This window comes from Bacillus sp. FJAT-27225 (genome assembly GCF_001685025.1).
Classification (GTDB): Bacteria; Bacillota; Bacilli; order Bacillales; family Cytobacillaceae; genus Bacillus_D.
This window is the reverse complement of sequence record NZ_MAYU01000001.1, coordinates 788,335-809,100: the sequence shown is the minus strand read 5'-3', so window position 1 is coordinate 809,100 and position 20,766 is coordinate 788,335. Positions and strand designations below refer to the sequence as shown.

The 20,766-nt window shown below is 43.9% G+C and carries 25 protein-coding genes; 24 read left to right on the top strand and 1 reads right to left on the bottom strand.

The window, feature by feature from the left end:
- Nucleotides 1-6 precede the first annotated feature (6 nt).
- From ccmA to A8F94_RS04145, 5 genes are all read left to right on the top strand, one after another.
- Nucleotides 7-711 (top strand): heme ABC exporter ATP-binding protein CcmA, encoded by a 705-nt coding sequence (ccmA, locus tag A8F94_RS04160; RefSeq protein WP_066196004.1) that lies wholly within the window; start codon nt 7-9, stop codon nt 709-711.
- A complete protein-coding gene (locus A8F94_RS04155; RefSeq protein WP_066196003.1) occupies nt 708-1,388 on the top strand; it encodes a heme exporter protein CcmB in 681 nt (226 codons plus the stop codon). Before ccmA ends, A8F94_RS04155 begins: the two co-directional genes overlap by 4 nt.
- Before the next feature lie 3 nt (nt 1,389-1,391).
- The gene (locus A8F94_RS04150) at nt 1,392-2,156 is read left to right on the top strand and encodes a cytochrome c biogenesis protein (protein ID WP_077247546.1); all 765 of its coding nucleotides are present in this window, start codon (nt 1,392-1,394) and stop codon (nt 2,154-2,156) included.
- 12 nt (nt 2,157-2,168) lie between these two features.
- On the top strand, nt 2,169-2,294 hold the full coding sequence (locus A8F94_RS24815; protein ID WP_077247545.1) for a CcmD family protein: 126 nt from the start codon (nt 2,169-2,171) through the stop codon (nt 2,292-2,294).
- A 93-nt stretch (nt 2,295-2,387) separates the two neighbouring features.
- Complete coding sequence (locus tag A8F94_RS04145; RefSeq protein ID WP_254660777.1) at nt 2,388-2,966, top strand: TlpA family protein disulfide reductase; 579 nt, start codon at nt 2,388-2,390, stop codon at nt 2,964-2,966.
- A gap of 641 nt (nt 2,967-3,607) precedes the next feature.
- On the opposite strand, the gene A8F94_RS04140 is transcribed toward A8F94_RS04145, so the two are convergent.
- Nucleotides 3,608-4,255, bottom strand: coding sequence for an SIMPL domain-containing protein (locus A8F94_RS04140; protein WP_066195999.1), 648 nt, complete (start codon nt 4,253-4,255; stop codon nt 3,608-3,610).
- A gap of 164 nt (nt 4,256-4,419) precedes the next feature.
- Here A8F94_RS04140 and spoIIIAA point away from each other — a divergent pair, with 164 nt between their 5' ends.
- From spoIIIAA to ahrC, 19 genes are all read left to right on the top strand, one after another.
- A complete protein-coding gene (spoIIIAA, locus tag A8F94_RS04135; RefSeq protein ID WP_066195997.1) occupies nt 4,420-5,352 on the top strand; it encodes a stage III sporulation protein AA in 933 nt (310 codons plus the stop codon).
- A complete protein-coding gene (gene spoIIIAB / locus A8F94_RS04130; RefSeq protein ID WP_066195991.1) occupies nt 5,345-5,860 on the top strand; it encodes a stage III sporulation protein SpoIIIAB in 516 nt (171 codons plus the stop codon). The genes spoIIIAA and spoIIIAB overlap by 8 nt, the downstream gene beginning before the upstream one ends.
- Nucleotides 5,861-5,871: 11 nt before the next feature.
- Nucleotides 5,872-6,075 (top strand): stage III sporulation protein AC, encoded by a 204-nt coding sequence (gene spoIIIAC, locus A8F94_RS04125; protein WP_043932815.1) that lies wholly within the window; start codon nt 5,872-5,874, stop codon nt 6,073-6,075.
- Nucleotides 6,076-6,091: 16 nt separating this feature from the next.
- Nucleotides 6,092-6,481: a stage III sporulation protein AD gene (gene spoIIIAD / locus A8F94_RS04120; RefSeq protein ID WP_302621300.1), complete on the top strand. Its 390-nt coding sequence runs from the start codon at nt 6,092-6,094 to the stop codon at nt 6,479-6,481.
- A 29-nt stretch (nt 6,482-6,510) separates the two neighbouring features.
- Nucleotides 6,511-7,698: a stage III sporulation protein AE gene (spoIIIAE, locus tag A8F94_RS04115; RefSeq protein WP_066195985.1), complete on the top strand. Its 1,188-nt coding sequence runs from the start codon at nt 6,511-6,513 to the stop codon at nt 7,696-7,698.
- A 13-nt stretch (nt 7,699-7,711) separates the two neighbouring features.
- Complete coding sequence (gene spoIIIAF / locus A8F94_RS04110) at nt 7,712-8,344, top strand: stage III sporulation protein AF (RefSeq protein ID WP_066195982.1); 633 nt, start codon at nt 7,712-7,714, stop codon at nt 8,342-8,344.
- A 31-nt stretch (nt 8,345-8,375) separates the two neighbouring features.
- Entirely contained in the window at nt 8,376-8,996 is a 621-nt protein-coding gene (spoIIIAG, locus tag A8F94_RS04105; RefSeq protein WP_066197250.1) for a stage III sporulation protein AG, read from the top strand.
- A gap of 2 nt (nt 8,997-8,998) precedes the next feature.
- On the top strand, nt 8,999-9,571 hold the full coding sequence (locus A8F94_RS04100) for a SpoIIIAH-like family protein (protein ID WP_066195980.1): 573 nt from the start codon (nt 8,999-9,001) through the stop codon (nt 9,569-9,571).
- 705 nt (nt 9,572-10,276) lie between these two features.
- Entirely contained in the window at nt 10,277-10,792 is a 516-nt protein-coding gene (gene accB / locus A8F94_RS04095) for an acetyl-CoA carboxylase biotin carboxyl carrier protein (protein ID WP_066195977.1), read from the top strand.
- Nucleotides 10,793-10,797: 5 nt separating this feature from the next.
- Nucleotides 10,798-12,150: an acetyl-CoA carboxylase biotin carboxylase subunit gene (accC, locus tag A8F94_RS04090; protein ID WP_066195974.1), complete on the top strand. Its 1,353-nt coding sequence runs from the start codon at nt 10,798-10,800 to the stop codon at nt 12,148-12,150.
- 21 nt (nt 12,151-12,171) lie between these two features.
- Complete coding sequence (locus tag A8F94_RS04085) at nt 12,172-12,582, top strand: Asp23/Gls24 family envelope stress response protein (RefSeq protein ID WP_066195972.1); 411 nt, start codon at nt 12,172-12,174, stop codon at nt 12,580-12,582.
- Between the two features lie 273 nt (nt 12,583-12,855).
- Nucleotides 12,856-13,248, top strand: a complete 393-nt coding sequence (gene nusB, locus A8F94_RS04080; RefSeq protein ID WP_066195967.1) for a transcription antitermination factor NusB — start codon at nt 12,856-12,858, stop codon at nt 13,246-13,248.
- Nucleotides 13,249-13,299: 51 nt separating this feature from the next.
- The gene (folD, locus tag A8F94_RS04075) at nt 13,300-14,166 is read left to right on the top strand and encodes a bifunctional methylenetetrahydrofolate dehydrogenase/methenyltetrahydrofolate cyclohydrolase FolD (protein ID WP_066195964.1); all 867 of its coding nucleotides are present in this window, start codon (nt 13,300-13,302) and stop codon (nt 14,164-14,166) included.
- A 123-nt stretch (nt 14,167-14,289) separates the two neighbouring features.
- Nucleotides 14,290-15,651: an exodeoxyribonuclease VII large subunit gene (gene xseA, locus A8F94_RS04070; RefSeq protein ID WP_066195961.1), complete on the top strand. Its 1,362-nt coding sequence runs from the start codon at nt 14,290-14,292 to the stop codon at nt 15,649-15,651.
- A complete protein-coding gene (locus A8F94_RS04065; protein ID WP_066197249.1) occupies nt 15,641-15,874 on the top strand; it encodes an exodeoxyribonuclease VII small subunit in 234 nt (77 codons plus the stop codon). Before xseA ends, A8F94_RS04065 begins: the two co-directional genes overlap by 11 nt.
- A gap of 4 nt (nt 15,875-15,878) precedes the next feature.
- Entirely contained in the window at nt 15,879-16,772 is an 894-nt protein-coding gene (locus tag A8F94_RS04060) for a polyprenyl synthetase family protein (protein WP_066195958.1), read from the top strand.
- 240 nt (nt 16,773-17,012) lie between these two features.
- On the top strand, nt 17,013-18,905 hold the full coding sequence (dxs, locus tag A8F94_RS04055; RefSeq protein ID WP_066195955.1) for a 1-deoxy-D-xylulose-5-phosphate synthase: 1,893 nt from the start codon (nt 17,013-17,015) through the stop codon (nt 18,903-18,905).
- Between the two features lie 4 nt (nt 18,906-18,909).
- On the top strand, nt 18,910-19,752 hold the full coding sequence (locus tag A8F94_RS04050) for a TlyA family RNA methyltransferase (protein ID WP_066195953.1): 843 nt from the start codon (nt 18,910-18,912) through the stop codon (nt 19,750-19,752).
- Nucleotides 19,753-20,306: 554 nt separating this feature from the next.
- Nucleotides 20,307-20,756 (top strand): transcriptional regulator AhrC/ArgR, encoded by a 450-nt coding sequence (gene ahrC, locus A8F94_RS04040; RefSeq protein WP_066195947.1) that lies wholly within the window; start codon nt 20,307-20,309, stop codon nt 20,754-20,756.
- The last annotated feature ends 10 nt before the right edge of the window (nt 20,757-20,766 follow it).

The window sequence follows — 20,766 nt, the reverse complement described above, 5'->3', positions numbered from 1 at the left end:
TCTCTTATGATAGAAGTAAAAAAGATTACCAAACAGGCTGACAACAAACTCATACTGAGAGGAATCGACCTAACCATCAACAAAGGCGAAACGGTCGGGATACTTGGGCCGAATGGAGCGGGAAAAAGCACATTGTTGAAGGTGTTGGCAACGTTGATCAAACCATCCTCTGGCGAAGTGAAGATCGGCGGATTTGACCTGAAAAAGGAGCAATCGCAGATCAGGAAGCTTTTCGGCTACCTGCCCCACTCCAGTTTGCTCTATGACCACTATTCTCCTCGTGAAAACCTTGTATTCTTTGGAAACCTATATGGGGTGAAAGATGCTGAGCAAAGGGCCATAGAGTTAGTAAAAGAAGTAGGGCTATCGTTCTTTCTTAATGAGCCTGTCAAGAATTTTTCAAGAGGTATGACTCAGCGAATCGCAATAGCACGGGCCATTGTCCATGAACCGGATATCCTGTTCCTGGATGAGCCGCATACAGGCCTGGACCAGGGGGCGATTGCCATTCTCAACAATGTCATCCTGAGGATGAAGGACAAGGGGGCAACGACCCTGATGGTAACCCATGATTTCAAACAGGCAGCAGAAATCTGCGACAGAATCATAATCATTAAAAATGGGAAAATAGCGGATGATTTCTTACTTGAAGATAAAATGCTAGATTTATTATCCGAAAAATATAACAACCTGGTGGAGGGAGTATCATGAGCCATTTAAGGTCTGCCCTCCTGTTGGCAAAAAAAGATTTATACTCGGAGTTTAAGACGAAACAAGTCATGGTGACAATGGCTATATTTGCGGGGCTCGTCATCCTGGTGTTCAGTTTCGCTTTCGACCCGCAAAATAATACGACCAAAGCAGTCATTCCGGGAGTCATTTGGGTCATTATCGTATTCTCCGGAATCCTCGGCCTGAACAGATCATTTATATCAGAGCAGCGGAATGATACGATGCAGGGCCTTTTGATAGCGCCTATGGATGCTTCAAGCATCTATCTTGGCAAAATGATGGCTAACCTGGCCATGATGCTGATTGTAGAGCTAGTCTCCCTCCCGTTTTTGTTCTTGTTATTCGACTTTAAACATATGGGAAGCATGCCTTATTTTATCCTGGTGCTGTTTATAGGAACATTTGGATTCATCTCAATTGGCACATTCCTGGCGGCGCTTGCAGCTAATTCGAAAAGCAGTGAAATGCTTCTGCCCCTCCTGCTTTTTCCTATCACAAGTCCGATCCTAATCGGTGCGGTGCAGTCGACAAAAATCATTTTAACAAATATTGAACAGCTACCAAGTGCGATTGCCTGGATGCAGTTAATCGCGGCCTATGATGTAATCTTTTTTGTCCTATGTTTTTTATTAATCGAATATGTGTTGGAGGTATAGGAGATGAGCGTAAATCTCGAAACAGAACGTGCCGCACTCCCGCTGAAAGCTGCAGACCATTCCTTTGGGAACCCGATGGTATCCAAGGTACTGTTCGGCGGAACTATTGTTACGATGCTGGCAGCCATTTATTTAATATTCATGTATGCAGAAATTGAAAAAGTCATGGGTGTTGTCCAAAAGATATTTTTTATCCACGTACCATCAGCCTGGGTGGGATTCCTGGCGTTTTTTGTAACATTCGTATTCAGTATTCTTTATCTTTGGAAACGGAAACGCATTTATGATACCTATGCCTATATATCAGCTGAGATTGGCGTTTTGTTTACAACAATTGTTTTAACAACAGGGCCGATTTGGGCAAAGTCTTCCTGGAATACATGGTGGGCCTGGGAACCGCGCCTGACGACAACACTAATCCTCTGGTTCATTTATGTAGCCTATATCATGATTCGCCAAATGGATGGCGTTTGGGATAAGAAAGCCCGGCTTTGTGCTGTTTTTGGAATTATCGGCTTTGCTGATGTGCCAATTGTCTGGTTTGCAATCCGCTGGTGGAATACAAAATTCCATCCGGTTGTGTTCGGTGAAGGAAAAGACCAATCGGGAGGCGGCATCGATGATACAATGCTTGTGGCGCTGCTCGCGATGATTACGGCAATGACGTTCCTATATGCCTTGTTGCTTCATAAGGGCGTAACAGTTGAAAATATGAAAATCAAAGTCACTCAATACAAAGAAAAAATTCGCGAATCAATCGAAAACTAGGAGGATTACAAAATGGAATTTATGTATGGAGCATACTCGGTAGCCTGGATTTTAATTTTCGGATATATTGCGATACTTGGGAAAAGACAAACAAGCCTTAAAAAGGAAATTGAGTTTCTGAAACAATTGGATAAATAATACAATTGCAGGGCCTGGACGATTCGGGCCCTGCAATAATGGTGTCTTAGCCTAAAGTACGCGATGCCATTAATTTGAATCAGGAGGGTTACCATGAGTCAGGAAGAGATCAATGGTACAGCACAAGAGACCTCTATAGAAGAGCAGCCGAAACAGTTGTCCATGAAGCAGAAGATCATCAGGATGACAATTTTAGTCCTAATTGTAGGACTGTTTGGCATAATCGGCATGAGTATGGCCAAGAAGGCTGATGTTTCAACAATTGGCGACCCGGCCCCGGCATTTGAACTCGAAGATATAGACGGAAACATGAGGAATTTAGCTGAATTCAATACAGACCAGGTGGTTGTTCTCAACTATTTTGCAACCTGGTGTGGGCCGTGCGTGGATGAAGCACCTGAATTGGAAGCTTTTGAACAGGAATATGGTGACCGGTACAAGCTTCTTATCCTAGACCTTGGAGAAACAAGGGATCGTGTCAAGAAATTTATGAAAAAACATAATACAACATCTACTTATTTGTTCGATTATAATTCCAAGACCTCAAAATTATACGGTGTAACCGGCCAGCCTGAAACCTTTGTCATTGATAAAAAGGGCATCATCCGTGAGCATATTAAAGGGCCAATCACAAAAATGGAATTGTATAATCTGGCTAGCAAATATGAATGAGAAAAAGGATTGAGCACTTGGGGCTTAATCCTTAGGCTGTTGAGAACTCTCAACAGCCTTTATTATTTATTGCGTTATTAATCGAACGGATTCATTATTGAAATGCCATAAAAAATTGACTATTTGACATGTCTGTTGATTTGCGCTCCAGGCGCTTCGCTTTCCGTGGGGCAGGCGGTGAGCCTCCTCGTCGCCCTTGGCGACTGTGGGGTCTCACCTGTCCCGCTAATCCCACAGGAGTCTGCGCGCCTTCCGCGCAAATCAACAGGTGTTATTGATTGGACTTGCAACTCAATCAATCATTAATAGTAAGTGGTAAAAAATCAATGTTTAACCCAAAAGAATGTAGCCAAAGTGAAACATAGAGTAGTACAAGGACAAGGTAAGGTTAATTCACTTGTCAAAATGGGAGGTGGTTAAGAGTATAAAGGAAATATTGATTGAAGCTTTGCATACTCCAAGGAACTAAGCGCGACTACGATACTGACGGTTACGGGGCAGAAAAAGTGAGTAGGATTTACTTTTCAAGCTCCCAGAACTGAAAAAAGGATGCAAAACACTTCTTCATTCGGAAAAGGTGTGTTTCATTCTCTAGGTTATTATCTCCTGATGATTGGAGCATTTGGTGCCTAATCCTTTTTTTATTCAGTCCTTTTGAAGGTATATAAAGCAGTTACTGTTGCTTCAATAGTCAGCTGTCCTGATTTTATCGGGGTGCTGGTAGCCCCTTTGACCATCGGGACATGGTATTCCATAAGTGGCCTGACAGACCGGTTTACCTCCGTAACCATAACAGGAACAGGGTCAAGTGTGATCTTGATGGCCATGGCAATGGTTTGAGCCTTATTAAAGGCATTTTCAATGGCCAAAATAAGAGCTTCATTATAAAACTCTTCCTTCTTTTTCACCGAAAAAGTTATATCCGAAACAGTATTAGCTCCGCTTTGGACAGCTGTATCGACAACGATGCCAATCTTTTCCAAGTCAGTAATTGTAACCTGCAGCAGATGTGTGATTTTATAGCCTCGGAAGTGCTGGACACCATCCTTATAATCGTAAACAGATTCTATTCGGTAATCGAGTGTCCGAATCGTTTCTGCTGGAAGTCCAATTTGCAAAAGCGCCTGAATAACTGCTGAAATGATTCGGGCATTTTGCTGTTGGCCTTGGACGAGATCCTTAACCTCGGTAGAAACACCAACCGTGACGGTTGCTGTATCCGGTGTCGCTGCAACCGATCCTTCACCTGTTACCTCGATGGTATCCCTATTTTTTGTTGTTTCACTCACAATCCTTCCTCCTCTCTTTTTCCCTGCCTAATGAAGTGTACTCTGTAGCTGCTCAAACATTACAATCGTTTGCTGATTCTGATGAATGCCTGAGAACACAGTCATAATGATCTTGTACAGGCATACATTTTAACTATGGTACATGCAGCGGGAGGAGTATGCCAATGGACACAGTCGTTCATTTTTTGCCAAAAACAATTGCTGACGCGTTAAACGATATCCCTTCTGTATCAAGAGAAAATATTGAGGAAATCAGGATTCGAATTAACAGGCCAATTGAAGTAACTGTCCGGGGTGCACCGATTTTTCTTCCCTACAAAGCAAAACCGGAAGATGCCGTCCTGCTTTTGCAAAAGATCAGTAATCACTCGATTTATGCCATGGATGAGGAACTAATGAGGGGCTATATCACTGTTTCTGGCGGACACAGGGTTGGACTTGCCGGAAAAGTAATCCTTGAAGACGGAAAGGTAAGGGCTATTAGGGACGTTTCCTCATTTAATATCCGGATTGCCAGAGAACAAGTCGGTATCTCGAAGCAATTAGTGCCTTTAATTTATAGACAAAGCTGGCTTCATACGATGATTATCGGCCCTCCACAAACTGGAAAGACAACCCTTTTAAGAGATATAGCAAGGCTGGTTTCACTAGGAGATCAAGACTATCAGCTTAAACCGTCCAAAGCCGGAATTGTCGATGAACGATCTGAAATTGCTGGCTGTGTAAACGGAATTCCCCAGCTGACATTTGGGCCGAGAGTCGATGTTCTCGATGCCTGTCCCAAGGCGGAAGGAATCATGATGCTGATTCGTTCGATGAGTCCTGATGTCATTATAGCCGATGAAATTGGCAGAAAGGAAGATTCGGAGGCAATCATGGAGGCTGTTCATGCGGGGATCAAGATTATAACAACTGTCCATGGCCGTTCTTTTGATGAAGTAAGAAATAGGCCATCTTTAAAGGAACTTCTCAATTCACATATTTTTGAACGATTTATTGTTCTTGGCAGGTCAAAGGGGCCGGGGACGATTATAAGGATTCTTGACAGCGATGGGAATCCCGCAACTCCAATGGGGGGAGTGACGATGAATGATTAAATTGTTTGGAGCGATATTTATCCTCATCTCAACAACCTGGGCCGGGTTTGAACTGGCCAGGCATCTGAGCGAGCGGCCAAAACAGCTTCGCCAGCTTAAGTCTGCACTTCAGTCACTTGAAGCTGAAATTATGTATGGGCATACACCCCTCCATGAAGCATCGAGGAGGCTGGCCGCCCAGCTGCCGCACCCTTTATCCTGGCTGTTTGAATCCTTCGGGAATAGATTGGCAGCAACAGAAACGACAGTCAAGGAAGCCTGGGAAGAGAGTCTGCAGGAAGTTTGGAGACTGACTGCTCTTAAACAGGGTGAATTTGAGATTATGAGCCAATTTGGAGAAACGCTTGGCCGTCATGATCGGCTATCCCAGCAAAAACAAATTCAGCTGACATTGAATCACCTTGAAAGGGAAGAGGCGGAAGCAAGAGATATACAATCAAAATACGAAAAAATGATGAAGAGCCTCGGATTCCTCTCAGGCTTGCTCCTCATCATTGTCATGATATAGGGGGAATTTGAATGGGCTTGGATGTCGATATCATTTTTAAAATTGCCGGTGTAGGAATTGTTGTCGCCTTTTTACACACAGTTCTTGACCAGGTTGGAAAAAAAGAATATGCCCAGTGGGTAACCCTTTTTGGTTTCATTTATATCCTGTTCCAGGTAGCGACAATTGTAGACGGGCTTTTCCAAAAAATAAAATCGGTCTTTTTGTTCCAGTAGAGAGGAGGGCTCTAAAATTGAAATTCTAAAGATTGTTGGAGTTTCACTGATTGCTACATTCCTTGCCATGATTGTAAAGGAACAAAAACCAAACTTTGCATTTCTTCTTGTGTTATTTACAGGCTGTGCAATCTTTCTTTTCCTAATAGATAAAATTTACGAAATCATTTCCATGCTTGAACGCATTGCTTCAAACGCACATGTAAACCTGATTTATGTGGAAACGATCTTAAAAATTATCGGCATTGCCTATATTGCAGAATTTGCATCGCAAATAACCAAGGATGCAGGGCAGGGAGCGATTGCCTCCAAAATTGAATTAGGCGGAAAGATTCTAATCTTGACAATGGCGATCCCGATATTAACTGTCCTGATTGAAACAATTATTAAACTGATACCAAGCTGAAAGAGGGCAGTCTAAACTGAGGTGAAAATATGAAGTATATACTTTGCAAAGCTGTGATACCAATCCTATTCATTTTTTATTTAATGCCTGCACCAGTGCTAGCCTCAGCAGAAACAGTTTCAAAGGGAACAGAGGAGCTTGTTAATGCCCAGCTTGAAAGAATGGATTTATCCGAGGTCATGGAGTATTGGGAGGACATTACGAATGAATATGGGGGCTTCCTTCCCGAAAGTCAAAAGGGGAGCTTTTATGAATTCCTGAAAGGGGAAAAAAAGTTCTCTCTTGAGGAATGGGCAAAAGCCTTCATGAAGTTTGCCTTTCATGAATTTATTGCAAATGGGAAGCTGATGGGATCTATTATCCTATTAACTGTTTTTAGCATGTTTCTTCAATCCTTGCAAAATGCATTTGAGAAAAGCACGATCAGCAAGGTTGCATACTCGATTGTATTTATGGTTCTGGTTATTCTGGCGCTTAACAGCTTCCATATTGTAATAGATTACACAAATGAAGCGATTAGAACAATGTCTGCCTTCATCCTGGCATTGATCCCTTTGCTGCTTGGCTTGATTGCAGCTTCTGGAGGAATTGTTTCTGCGGCATTTTTTCACCCAGTTGTTCTTTTTCTAATGAATATTAGCGGAGTTCTGGTAGAAACCATAGTACTTCCTCTTTTATTCCTGTCCACTCTGCTCAGCATAGTCAGTATGATGTCAGAACACTACAAAGTCAGTCAGCTTGCTGGGATGCTAAAAAACTGGAGTATAGGCCTCCTTGGGATTTTTCTTACAATTTTTCTCGGCGTCCTCTCCGTTCAGGGGGCAACCTCCGCAGTTTCGGATGGGATAGCGATAAGGACAGCGAAGTTTATTACCGGAAACTTCATACCGGTGATTGGAAGAGTGTTTACGGATGCAGCGGATACTGTAATTGGGGCATCGGTATTATTAAAAAATACAGTAGGGATATTCGGGGTGCTGCTGCTGCTGGTAATCGCTGCCTTCCCGGCGATAAAAATATTAATGATTGCCTTTATTTATAAATTTGCCGCTGCAATTCTTCAGCCCCTTGGCGGAGGGCCGATTATTTCATGCCTCGATATGATAGGCAAAAACATCATTTATGTATTTGCTTCTCTGGGAATTGTTTCGTTAATGTTCTTTCTGTGCATGGCGGTTATTGTTGCAGCTGGGAATATCACGATGATGATGCGGTAAAGGAGGCATAGACATGGATTTTTTAATAGAATGGGTCACCAATATCATCTTGTTCGTCCTTCTCGCCACAGTCATTGATATGCTAATGCCAAATTCCGCTATGCAAAAATACACAAAAATTGTGACCGGTCTTTTACTGATTGCAATCATCCTCAGTCCGATTTTGAAGCTAATTTCAAGCGATTTTGAAGAAGCTTTGGCCTCACTTCCAGCTCTCCAGGCATCAAGTTACGGCGAAAATAGCAAAAGTTTACTAGAATCTCAGAAAAAAGAAATACAAGAGGCACAACATGCATATATTTTAGAACAAATGGCTGTCCAACTTGAGGCGGACACGAAAGAGGAGTTGATGAATCAGTTCGGGTACCAGATTAAGGGGATAACCGTTGCTGCTGATAATGTGGACGGGCAGGGCTTGCCGGAGCAAATTGACCTAGTATCCCTGCGATTGGCCGAGCCGGAAGAGGAAGTCCATTCGGTTCGGGCAATCGAAGTAGTCAATATTCGGACGACCGAACCCTTGCCAGAGCGCATTGCAGATGAGCAAACTGAAGAGATCAGAGCATTCCTGGCGGATAAATGGCAGGTGCCTGCAGAAAAAATTGTAATCGCCATTGAAGGAGGGGTGAGCAAGGGTGGGCAATAAAAATGACGGCCCGTTTTCCTGGCTTAAAAACATGCTGAATGGAAATGGGCAAAACGATAAAAAAAAGATGAAATATCAGTATATGGCGCTTGTCCTTTGTATTGGGGCAGCATTTATGCTGGCAGGAAATGTCTTCCTCTCCAACAATCAGGCATTGGACGCAGCAGCCGGAGTAGCACAGCCAGACCTGGAAGATGATGTCGCTGTATTCGGACAGAAGAAATCAAAGAAAGAAACAGTCACTGATTATGAGAGGGCCTATGAGACCCAATTAAAGGATGCGCTTGAGGATATGCTTGGGGTCAATGATGTTACCGTAGTTGTTAATCTCGAATCAACAGAGTCACGTGTTCTCGAAAAAAACACCGTCACTAAAAGGCAGACAACCAATGAAACCGACCGTGAAGGCGGAAAGCGGGAGGTAGAGGACGCTTCAGTTGATGAACAGCTTGTCATTATTCGAAATGGCGAGAAAGAAGAGCCAATTGTTGTCGAGACAAAAAAACCTGAAATCCGCGGGGTCCTTGTTGTAGCCCGCGGAGCAGATAATATAGAAGTGAAAAAATGGATTATTGAAGCGGTTACCAGGGCCCTGGGGGTTCCAAGCCATCGGGTCGCTGTCATGCCGAAAAAAAATAAGGGGGACTCCTAATCATGCTTTTGAAAAAACAAACAGTCTGGTTACTGACAATGTTAAGTTTGGTTATCGTTCTTTCAGTCTATTATGTTACCTCTGATCCACAAAGCAGCAAAGATTTGGCATCAATCGGCGAGGAGGCAAAGGAACAGGCTGAAGCAGGCAAAGAAGCAGGCAAGGAAACAGCAACTTCTCAATCTGAAGACGGTAAAACAATCGTTACCGAGACAAAGAACGATGAAGCCTTTGAAACCATTCGCCTCAAAATTACCGATCAGCGCAATGCCATGAAGGAAGAATGGGAAACGGTCATGGCTTCGACCGATTTGCCGCCTGAAAAACGAAGCCAAGCGGCCGACAAAATTGAAGAATTGAATGAAATTAGCCGCCAGGAAGAGATGCTCGAAACCCTTCTCAAATCAACAATGGGTTATGAAGACGCCCTTGTACGGGCTGATGGCGAAAATATTCGGGTAACGGTTAAGTCCAAAAAAGAGCACTCCGCAAAGGCAGCCAATGACATAATCCAGCTCGTTCGTACAGAAATCGGCTCAAAATTCACTGCTGTTGAATTCAAGCCTTCAAAATAAAAATCGTAAGCACTGGAGCTAGACTTAGGAAGAAAGCCGGGCCGTTGAGCCTGGCTTTTAGTGTTTTGATTCTGTTAAAAGTGAATGTTGATTTCCCTGTGTTAAAAAAATAAACGGAAAAATTCCGCTTATATTAGGAAATACAGGTGTTTCCTAAAAAATAAGGGTAGATTTTCCGTTTATGTGATTCAAATCTATGGATTTTGTCTTATTTAGAGATGTTAAGCGGAGTATCTCCGCTTATGCCCGCTATTTAAGCCTCCCCTATAGACATTAACCGGAAATTCTCCGCCTAAAAATACGTGGCGAATTCCTTTACGAATAATCATGCTTTATCGTATAGTATCTAACCTTTATTTGCACTTCAATGGAGAACCAATATCTCTCCACAGCCTTTTAAATGGGAGGGGCTTCGCATTGTGATTTAGAGGAAACTAGGTTCGGAGTGTAAATTAGATTTTTTCATGAAAAGCAGTTTGGGTGAACTTCTTCCCACCACCTTATAAATTAGGCGGTTGACCTCAAATTTATTTATAGATTATATGTCTATACTTATAATGAGTGAGTTGAAAATTTCTTTTTTTCCCTAAAAGATTTAAAATTAAATTAGGGGGCTGGATGTAAAATCCTTTTCATATTGAACTTAGACAAGGTATTATCGTATAGTATTAGTAGTTAGTCTTAAATTTGAAGGAGTGCTGAAAGGTGTTAAAAGTACAAGAAATCCGTGAATTAATAAAATTAATTGATCAATCCAGCATCGATGAATTTACTTTTGAAAACGAAGGTTCAAAAATCAAAATGAAAAAACATGGCCAACAGGTTGCAGTCGCTGTCCAGCCACAGCCACTTGCACAAGTCCCTCAGGCTGCTGTACCGGCTGTATCGGTCCAGCAAACTGAAAATGTGCCTGCACCTGCCCAGGAAGCTGTTAAGCAGCAGGAAGCAGCACCTGTTGAGGAGCAAACTGATTTACATAAGATTGTTTCCCCAATGGTCGGTACTTTCTATCAATCCCCATCCCCTGATGCAGATAACTATGTAAAGCCAGGATCCCAGGTGAATCCTGATACAGTGGTCTGTATTGTCGAGGCAATGAAGCTGTTCAATGAAATTGAAGCAGAAGTCAGCGGCGAGATTGTTGAAGTACTCGTTAAGGATGGCCAGCTTGTGGAGTACGGCCAGCCGCTGTTTTTGGTAAAAACGCAAGGGGAGCGCTAAGCAGTATGATTAAAAAACTGTTAATCGCAAACAGGGGAGAAATTGCGGTAAGGGTTATTCGTGCCTGCCGTGACATGGGCATCGATTCAGTAGCCGTCTATTCCGAGGCAGACCGTGAATCGCTCCATGTTCAGCTGGCTGATGAAGCTTACTGCATTGGGCCAACCTCCTCAAAGGACAGCTACTTGAATTTTACCAATATCATTAGTGTTGCCAAGCTTACCGGCTGTGACGCCATCCATCCTGGCTACGGCTTCTTGGCAGAGAATGCGGCATTCGCGGAATTATGCAGGGAGTGCAATATCACGTTTGTTGGGCCAAGCCCGGAAGCGATAAATAAAATGGGGACTAAGGATATCGCCCGCCAGACAATGAAGGAAGCAGGTGTTCCGATTGTTCCCGGCTCCGAAGGAATTATTAAAGATACGGATGAAGCAATCGAACTTGCAGGGCAAATTGGCTATCCTGTCATTATTAAAGCAACGGCTGGCGGCGGCGGGAAAGGAATCCGTATCGCCAGGGATGAACAGGATTTGATTAAAGGTATTAATATTACACAGCAGGAAGCATTGACCGCATTTGGAAATCCTGGTGTCTATATCGAAAAGTATATAGAAGATTTCCGCCATGTTGAAATACAGGTTCTTGCGGATACCTATGGAAATACCATTCATTTAGGTGAAAGGGATTGTTCGATTCAAAGGCGCCTGCAAAAGCTTCTTGAAGAAACACCATCTCCTGCCCTTGATTCCGAGATGAGGGAAGAAATGGGCTCCGCTGCGGTAAAAGCTGCAAAAGCGGTTGATTATACAGGCGCTGGTACTGTAGAATTTATATATGATTACCGCAATCGAAAGTTTTACTTCATGGAAATGAATACGAGGATCCAGGTTGAGCATCCCGTTACTGAAATGGTAACCGGGGTTGATCTTATTAAAGAACAAATCAAGGTTGCATCTGGCGAAAAATTGCCGTTAACCCAGGAAGAAGTCACTTTTACTGGCTGGGCGATTGAATGCCGGATCAATGCCGAAAATCCTGAAAAGAACTTTATGCCTTCGGCCGGGAAAATTAAAATGTATCTGCCGCCTGGCGGGATTGGGGTAAGGGTTGATTCTGCAGCCTACCCAGGCTATACAATTCCTCCTTATTATGATTCAATGATTGCGAAGGTCATCACATACGGAAGTACCCGGGAAGAAGCGATTGCCAGGATGAAAAGAGCCCTTTCCGAATTTGCAGTGGAAGGAATCCATACAACGATTCCATTCCATCTCCGGCTGCTTGAGCACGGCAAATTCGTCGAAGGAGAATTCAACACAAAGTTTCTTGAGATGTATGATGTGATGAAATCCTAGAGATACGCGGAGGTGTCTGGAATGAATGAAAACAGTATTTTGGAAATGAGCGAAGGCATGAGTGGCCATGGCAAGGTGGAAATTGCCCCGGAGGTAATTGAAGTTATCGCTGGGATTGCGGCTTCCGAGGTTGAAGGAGTTGCATCAATGAGAGGCAACTTTGCCACTGGTGTTGTTGAAAAGCTGGGCAAGAAGAATCATGGCAAGGGAATCAAGGTTGAATTGACCGAATCCGGGATTAAGGTAGATGTTTTTTGCATGATGAAATTTGGAGTTTCCATTCCTTCTGTTGCACAAAAAGTGCAGGATAACATCCGCCAGACCCTGTTGAACATGACTGCCCTGACTGCGGAGGAAGTCAATGTCCACATCGTTGGTATCCAATTTGAGACGAGTAAGCAGGAAATACCTGAAGTAGAACAGGAAATGTAATTCCAGGCTTGCATCTGTTTAAAAAGGGAAAAATGAATAAAGGGGGGCCGAGGCTAAATGCTTCCGGCCCTTTTCTATTGTTTCAAACTAGTGTTTAACCATAAGTTATGTTCATTGGCCCTTGCAGTGCATTCGCCTTTTCTGTATGCTATTATTTTCAGTAGGGAAAAAATAACTTCAACTCTATCACGCAACTCGGGCAACGTTTCATTTTGTGGCTATTTACGCAATTTATTTGATTTGCGATTAATTTATAAAGGAGCTAATTGTATAATGAAGAGAAGGACAGCCAGGGAAAAGGCACTTCAAGCGCTTTTTCAGATTGATGTTAGCGATGCGGAACCATCATCTGCAATAGAACATGTACTCGAGGAAGAACAGGGGGATCCGTACCTGTCTAGGCTTGTCAATGGGGCGGTCGAGCATAAGCAGGAAATTGACAGTTTAATAAGCAGGAATTTGGAAAAGTGGTCAATGGACCGGCTTGCGGCTGTTGACAGGAACCTGCTTCGCCTTGGTGTCTATGAATTAAAGTACTGCTCACAGGAAGTACCAGCAAATGTTGTACTCGATGAGGCAGTCGAAATCGCCAAGTTATATGGAGACGACCAGTCAAGCAAATTCGTCAATGGTGTGCTTTCGAAGGTAAAGCAGCAATTGGTATAACAGATTTGCAGAGTATGGGGCCGATCCAACTATAAAGAAGGAGGAATCGGGATGGCAGCTGAATTGATTAATGGAAAAGAAATTGCCAAAAAGAAACGGCAGGAAATTGCCGAGAAGGTTAGCGAACTAAAGGAACGAGGTATTCACCCAGGGCTAGCTGTAATTCTTGTAGGTGAGGACCATGCTTCCCGCACCTACGTCAGGAATAAGGAAAAGGCCTGTGGGGAAGCTGGAATCAAATCATTATTATATGAGCTTCCCGCATCGATTTCTCAGGATCAGCTTCTGGAAAAAATAGAGGAGCTTAATACGAACGATGATGTCCACGGAATCCTTGTTCAGCTTCCGCTTCCAGCGCATATTGAAGAAAAAACGATTATTGAAGCGATATCTCCTGAAAAGGATGTAGATGGCTTTCATCCTATCAATATTGGCCGGATGATGACTGGTCAGGATGCGTTTCTTCCTTGCACACCATATGGAATTATGGTCATGCTGGACGAAATCGGACTTGAGTTGACAGGAAAGCATGTTGTTGTTGTTGGAAGGAGCAATATTGTCGGAAAACCTTCCGGACAGCTTTTCCTGAATAAAAATGCTACTGTTACATATTGCCATTCAAGGACGACGGATCTTGAATACCACACGCGCCAGGCAGATATTTTAGTTTCGGCGATTGGAAAACCGAACTTCATCCGCGGCAGCCACATCAAGGAAGGTGCAACGGTCATTGATGTTGGAATTAATAGAAATGAAGAGGGTAAGCTTTGCGGGGATGTCCATTTTGGGGAGGTTTCCGAAAAAGCTGCCTACATAACGCCTGTCCCAGGCGGTGTCGGGCCAATGACCATTACAATGCTTTTATTTAATACGTTGAAAGCTGCCAGCCAATCAAAGCCTGTTCTTTCAAAAGCGTAACAAATTGATTTGCCTCTTGCCTAGAGTTTACATGCCTAGTCCGTGACGGATTACAAATGTAAACTTATAATGGAAAGGGGCTGTTTTTTTACTTAAGCTCTCAATACATGAGGAGTATGTTCCATGCAGGATACTAACCGATATTTAACGATTACAGCACTGACAAAGTACATAAAGAGAAAATTTGATGCCGATCCGCATCTTCAGGATATTTTTATCAAAGGCGAAATTTCTAATCTGAAGCAGCATTCGAGCGGGCATATGTATTTAACATTGAAGGATGATCGCGCGAGGATTTTAGCTGTGATGTTCGCCAGTAATTCGCGGAGCCTAAAATTTGCCCCTGAAAACGGGATGAAAATTATTGCGCGAGGCGAAGTTTCCGTTTATGAAGCCAGCGGCCAGTACCAAATATATATTAAAGAAATGAAGCCCGATGGTATTGGTGAGCTGTTTCTTGCCTATGAACAGTTAAAAAAGAAGCTTAACGCCGAAGGTCTGTTCAGGACAGAAAGGAAAAGGAAACTTCCGTTGTTCCCACAAACGATTGGGATTATAACCTCCCCTACTGGTGCAGCGATCAGGGATATCATCACAACCATTAAGCGACGCTATCCAGTTGCTAGATTGCTTGTATATCCGGCTCTTGTTCAAGGAGACTATGCGGCAAATTCAATTGCAGAGGCGATTCATCAGGCAAATCAAGACCGGGAAGCAGATGTCCTGATTGTAGGCCGGGGCGGGGGATCCATTGAAGAGCTCTGGGCTTTTAATGAAGAAGTTGTCGCAAGGGCGATCTACTCTTCAACCGTACCAGTCATTTCTGCAGTTGGCCACGAGACGGACTTTACGATAGCGGATTATGTAGCGGACCTGAGGGCTCCGACTCCGACAGCTGCTGCCGAAATGGCAGTTCCCCATATTGATGAGCTTCTCGAGCGAGTCCTGCAGCGGCAAGGCAGGCTGATTAGAGCAATGAAGGAAAAATTCACTCTTCAAAAAAACAGGCTTGACCGTATTCAAAGGTCGTATGCATTCCGATATCCAAGGCGTTTGTATGAGCAAAAACTTGAACAACTGGACAGGCTTACCGAAAATTTGAATCGGGGAACATACCGGTTGGTCACCCTTAAGAGGGATTCCCATTCTCAGCTTACAAGGATGCTTGAACGAAATAATCCGCGCCAGCTGCTTGCAGAAGCCTCAAGCCGGCGTGACAGATCTGAGCGGGAGCTTTTACGTGCTATGAATGTCATTGTCGCTGGCAAAAAGGCGGAATTTGGAAAGACCATCGCATCACTTGAGGCGCTTAACCCTCTTAAAATTATGGAGCGAGGCTACAGTCTTGCTTATACCGAGGACAACAGATTAATTAAAACAATTGGACAAGCAGAAATAGACGATAAAGTCACAATCAAACTTACAGACGGAAGCCTGCTTTGCAGAGTCCAGGAGAAAGTGGAGGAATCGAATGATGAGCGGTGAGAAAGAACTGACATTTGAACAAGCAATGGAACAGTTGGAACAGATCGTTGCGAGGCTCGAAGAAGGTGATGTTCCCCTTGAGGAAGCAATCGGCTTTTATAAACAAGGAATGGAACTATCAAAATTATGCCATGATAAATTAAAAAATGTTGAAGAACAACTGACCCAAATTATTACTGAGGACGGGCGGAAAGAAAGTTTTACAATACAGGGGGAGGAATAATACATTGGAGAACGAGCTTATTACTGCTTTTATAAAAAAATATAAACAGCTTGTTGAAGAAGAGCTGAGGAATGTGGTGGATAAGCTTGATGCCCCCCAATCTTTAAAGGAATCGATGGCCTATTCTCTTAGTGCAGGAGGAAAACGGATTCGGCCGATGCTCACTTTCGCAACTATGGATGCATTTGGCAAAAATCCGGAACTAGGTGTAAAGGCTGCAGCTGCAATTGAGATGGTCCATACGTATTCCCTAATTCATGATGATCTTCCAAGTATGGACGATGATGACTTGAGAAGGGGAAAACCAACCAATCATAAGGTGTTTGGCGAAGCAATCGCTATTCTTGCCGGAGACGCGCTATTGACTCACAGCTTTGAGGTCATCGGGGAAATGCCCGCCGAAATTGCATCGCCAGAGGTTAAAATGGATCTCTTGATCGGCTTGGCAAAGGCTTCAGGTGGCGAGGGTATGGTAGGAGGACAGGTTGCCGACATGGAAGGGGAACGAAAGGAACTTTCACAAGAAGAGCTTGAATCGATTCACGTCCGAAAAACAGGCAGATTGTTTGCTTACAGCGTATACGCTGGGGCCGTTCTTTCAGGAGCCAACCAGAACCAGCTTGATTGCCTTTCCCGTTTTGCTTATCATCTCGGACTGGCGTTCCAAATCAGGGATGACATACTGGATTTAATTGGGGACGAAGCAACAATTGGAAAACGAGTCGGAAGTGATACTTTAAATGAGAAAAGCACCTATCCGAAGCTGCTGACACTTGAAGGTGCCAAACTGGCTTTAGAAACCCACCGGAATAAAGCAAATGAACAATTGGCGGGCACCGGGCTCCGTGCAGCCATGCTCGAGGAGATTGTCTCGCTCGTGGCAAGCCGGGACCACTAAATTTCAATGTTTGAGGCATGAAGGCAAGTATGTTAGAATTTCTAAGGTGAACACACTGACTGTGCCGTTATCACGCTAGTGCTAGCGGCTGTTTTTATAAAGACGGTTAAAGTTTTGTCACGACTTACGTGAAATAGAAAGTAAAATAACGAGATGTTCTTGAGGAATCTGCCCATTCCTTTATAATAAAAGAGTTAAAGCAACTTCGGGCAGAATAAGCATGAAAGCGAGTGATCCTATTTGGATCTAACATCGATAAAAGATCCTTCCTTTTTAAAAAGGATGACTAACCCGCAACTTGAAAAATTAAGCAAAGAAATTCGCCAGTTTCTGATTGAAAAGCTTTCAGTAACCGGTGGACATATTGGCCCCAACCTTGGTGTAGTCGAACTGACCATCGCCCTTCATAAATGCTTCGACAGCCCTAAGGATAAAATTCTATGGGATGTCGGACATCAATCATATGTCCATAAGATTTTAACAGGACGCGCCTGTGAGTTTGATACGTTGCGCCAATTCAAAGGATTATGCGGATTTCCAAAGCGGAATGAAAGTGAACATGATGTATGGGAAACCGGCCATAGTTCAACATCCCTTTCAGCTGCGATGGGGATGGCGATTGCCAGGGATATAAAGAAAGAGGACAGCTATATCCTCCCGGTAATCGGTGATGGTGCCTTGACTGGAGGTATGGCGCTTGAAGCATTAAACCATATCGGACATGAAAAGAAAAATATGATTGTCATTCTGAACGACAATGAAATGTCAATTGCCCCGAATGTAGGTGCACTGCATAATGTATTAGGACGACTGCGGACTTCTGGGAAGTATAATGGCGTTAAAGACGAGCTTGAACTTTTAATCAAAAAAATACCGGCTGTCGGCGGTGTTCTTGCATCAACCGCTGAAAGAGTCAAGGATAGCTTGAAGTATATGCTCGTTTCCGGGATGTTTTTTGAAGAGTTGGGCTTTACGTACTTAGGGCCGGTCGATGGCCATAATTTTGAGGATTTGTTTGAAAACCTTGCTTATGCAAAGAAAACTGAAGGGCCAGTCCTTATCCATGTGATTACAAAAAAGGGTAAAGGCTACTATCCCGCTGAGTCCGATAAAATTGGTACCTGGCATGGAACGGGTCCTTATAAGACAGAAACCGGTGATTTTGTAAAACCTGCTTTTTCACCTCCATCCTGGAGCGGCCTTGTTGCCGAGACTGTCCGGAAGATTGCCAGAGCGGATGAAAGGGTTGTCGCAATCACACCAGCTATGCCTGTCGGCTCAAAGCTTGAGGGCTTCGCCTCTGAATTCCCGGACAGGATGTTTGATGTGGGGATAGCCGAACAACACGCGGCAACTGTCGCGGCGGGCCTTGCTACTCAAAATATGAAACCCTTTTTGGCAATCTATTCAACCTTCTTGCAGCGAGCCTATGACCAGGTGGTACATGATATTTGCAGGCAAAATTTGAATGTGTTTATCGGGATTGACCGCGCCGGCCTTGTAGGAGCTGACGGGGAGACCCACCAGGGAGTCTTTGATATCGCGTTCTTGAGGCATGTTCCAAATCTTGTCCTGATGATGCCGAAGGATGAGAATGAAGGGCAGCATATGGTGAATACCGCGCTTACGTATGATGATGGCCCTATTGCAATGAGATTCCCACGCGGAAATGGAATTGGTGTACCGCTGGATGAAACATTAAAACAAATTCCAATTGGGACATGGGAAGTTTTGAAAGAAGGCCATGATGCTGCGATCTTGACGTTCGGTACGACTATATCAATGGCTATGGAAGCAGCAACAGCCCTCGAAAAGCGCGGGATTTCAGTTAGGGTAGTCAATGCACGGTTCATTAAACCTCTTGATGAAGCGATGCTTACTGAAATCCTTGAGGGAGGCATGCCAATCCTTACAATTGAAGAAGCAGTCCTTCAAGGCGGGTTTGGCAGCAGTGTACTTGAATTTGCCCATGACCATGGATTTTTCAATGCAGTTATTGACCGGATGGGGATTCCGGACCACTTTATTGAGCATGGCAGTGTGGATCGCCTCCTAGAGGAAATAGATTTCACAATTGATTCAGTAATAAGCCGGCTGTCCGTATTGGCTGCCAAGAAGCAGCAAAGGGCGTAATCAAATGAAGGCAAAAAAGGAAAGACTCGATGTTCTGCTAGTTGAGAGGGGTCTTGCAGAAACTCGGGAAAAAGCAAAACGCGCCATTATGGCGGGCTTGGTATATACGAATGAAGAACGGCTTGATAAGCCCGGTGAAAAAATCAGTTCAGACCTTCCGCTGACCATAAAGGGCAATGTCCTTCCTTATGTGAGCAGAGGGGGACTGAAGCTTGAAAAGGCATTAAAGGTTTTTAATGTGGATGTAAAGGGCAAAACGATGCTCGATATCGGTTCATCTACAGGCGGGTTTACTGACTGTGCGCTTCAGAACGGAGCAAAAATGTCCTATGCACTTGATGTTGGATATAATCAGCTTGCGTGGAAACTTCGCCAAGATGAACGTGTCGTCGTGATGGAACGGACGAACTTCAGGTATGTCACCCCAGCTGATTTAGTGAAGGGGATGCCTGATTTCGCAACAATTGATGTTTCGTTTATTTCGCTATCCTTGATACTGCCTGTACTTGCAACTTTGCTAGTACCAGGCAGTGATGTGGTTGCGCTTGTTAAGCCGCAATTCGAGGCGGGCCGTGAACAGGTAGGTAAAAAAGGAATAGTCCGGGACGAAAAAGTACATCTTATGGTTCTAGAGAAAACAATAGCGCTTGCTATTGGTGAAGCCTTTACTATTGCAGGGCTTTCCTATTCCCCTATAACAGGCGGGGATGGCAACATTGAATTCTTGCTTCACTTGAAATGGGACGGAAAGGAAAACGGTGGGAAGAACCTCCTCGAAATCTCCCCCGAACAGGTTGTCAAGGAAGCTCACTCGGTCCTGAAAACAAAACAAAATGCTGAAGGATAAGCAATCGCTGCTTATCCTTTTTCCTGTCGGAGGGCTTCAGTATGCAGCCGAAGAGACGTCGTTAGGCCATGGACACGAGATTGTTTACCACAAGGGTTATTTTTGGGAGCTTTCCTTTGTGCCCATGAGGTAATTATTCAAGGAGCTTTCCCTCGTGGAGCGGAAATAAAAGGAAAACAAATTGAAAGCCGGTATGGCTACTTTTTCACGGCTGTTTTCGTCTTCATAAACCGGATGAAGGACGGTATGAGTACCTTTTCACGGCTGTTCCCGTCTTCAAACCGTATGAAGGATGGTATGACTACATTTTTGGGCTTGTTCCCGTCTTAATAAACCGGATAAAGGATGGTACGACTCCTTTTTCACGGCTGTTCCTGCCTTCAAGCCGTATGAAGGAAGGTACAACCACTTTTTCGTAGCTGTACCCGTCTTTATGGAATTTATTTTTTCACACGAATGATTGCACAAAAGCGGCAAAATCGGCTAACATATGGGTAGAACCGACAAATTGCATATTCATGCAAATGTTTTGATTGTCTTATGGGGTGAATATAATGAACAAAGGCCAACGACATATTAAAATTAGGGAAATCATTACGAGTAGTGATATCGAGACTCAGGACGACCTGGTGGACGAGCTGAAAAATGCCGGCTTTAATGTTACTCAGGCAACTGTCTCAAGGGATATTAAGGAATTGCATCTGGTCAAGGTCCCACTGCAGGATGGCCGTTATAAATACAGCCTTCCAGCCGACCAGCGTTTTAACCCTCTCCAAAAATTGAAGCGTGCGATGATGGATGCGTTTGTCCGAATTGACTCTGCCGGCCATTTGCTCGTTATGAAAACACTTCCCGGCAATGCGATGGCGATTGGTGCCCTCTTAGATAATCTTGATTGGGAAGAGATTCTTGGAACGATTTGCGGAGATGATACAATCCTGATTATTTGCAGGTCGACTGAAGAAACCGAAGCAATTACGAATAGATTCCTGGAAATGCTCTAAGTTGGAGGAA

Bases quoted from the DNA above. Each gene is read 5' to 3' on its own strand.
- spoIIIAC (WP_043932815.1), top strand. From the start codon at position 5,872: ATGGGCTTGGATGTCGATATCATTTTTAAAATTGCCGGTGTAGGAATT.
- A8F94_RS04150 (WP_077247546.1), top strand. From the start codon at position 1,392: ATGAGCGTAAATCTCGAAACAGAACGTGCCGCACTCCCGCTGAAAGCT.
- A8F94_RS24815 (WP_077247545.1), top strand. From the start codon at position 2,169: ATGGAATTTATGTATGGAGCATACTCGGTAGCCTGGATTTTAATTTTC.
- ahrC (WP_066195947.1), top strand. From the start codon at position 20,307: ATGAACAAAGGCCAACGACATATTAAAATTAGGGAAATCATTACGAGT.
- A8F94_RS04155 (WP_066196003.1), top strand. From the start codon at position 708: ATGAGCCATTTAAGGTCTGCCCTCCTGTTGGCAAAAAAAGATTTATAC.
- spoIIIAE (WP_066195985.1), top strand. From the start codon at position 6,511: ATGAAGTATATACTTTGCAAAGCTGTGATACCAATCCTATTCATTTTT.
- A8F94_RS04085 (WP_066195972.1), top strand. From the start codon at position 12,172: ATGAATGAAAACAGTATTTTGGAAATGAGCGAAGGCATGAGTGGCCAT.
- ccmA (WP_066196004.1), top strand. From the start codon at position 7: ATGATAGAAGTAAAAAAGATTACCAAACAGGCTGACAACAAACTCATA.
- A8F94_RS04065 (WP_066197249.1), top strand. From the start codon at position 15,641: ATGAGCGGTGAGAAAGAACTGACATTTGAACAAGCAATGGAACAGTTG.
- A8F94_RS04145 (WP_254660777.1), top strand. From the start codon at position 2,388: ATGAGTCAGGAAGAGATCAATGGTACAGCACAAGAGACCTCTATAGAA.
- folD (WP_066195964.1), top strand. From the start codon at position 13,300: ATGGCAGCTGAATTGATTAATGGAAAAGAAATTGCCAAAAAGAAACGG.
- spoIIIAG (WP_066197250.1), top strand. From the start codon at position 8,376: ATGCTGAATGGAAATGGGCAAAACGATAAAAAAAAGATGAAATATCAG.
- spoIIIAB (WP_066195991.1), top strand. From the start codon at position 5,345: ATGATTAAATTGTTTGGAGCGATATTTATCCTCATCTCAACAACCTGG.
- spoIIIAF (WP_066195982.1), top strand. From the start codon at position 7,712: ATGGATTTTTTAATAGAATGGGTCACCAATATCATCTTGTTCGTCCTT.
- accC (WP_066195974.1), top strand. From the start codon at position 10,798: ATGATTAAAAAACTGTTAATCGCAAACAGGGGAGAAATTGCGGTAAGG.
- A8F94_RS04100 (WP_066195980.1), top strand. From the start codon at position 8,999: ATGCTTTTGAAAAAACAAACAGTCTGGTTACTGACAATGTTAAGTTTG.
- xseA (WP_066195961.1), top strand. From the start codon at position 14,290: ATGCAGGATACTAACCGATATTTAACGATTACAGCACTGACAAAGTAC.
- nusB (WP_066195967.1), top strand. From the start codon at position 12,856: ATGAAGAGAAGGACAGCCAGGGAAAAGGCACTTCAAGCGCTTTTTCAG.
- spoIIIAA (WP_066195997.1), top strand. From the start codon at position 4,420: ATGGACACAGTCGTTCATTTTTTGCCAAAAACAATTGCTGACGCGTTA.
- A8F94_RS04050 (WP_066195953.1), top strand. From the start codon at position 18,910: ATGAAGGCAAAAAAGGAAAGACTCGATGTTCTGCTAGTTGAGAGGGGT.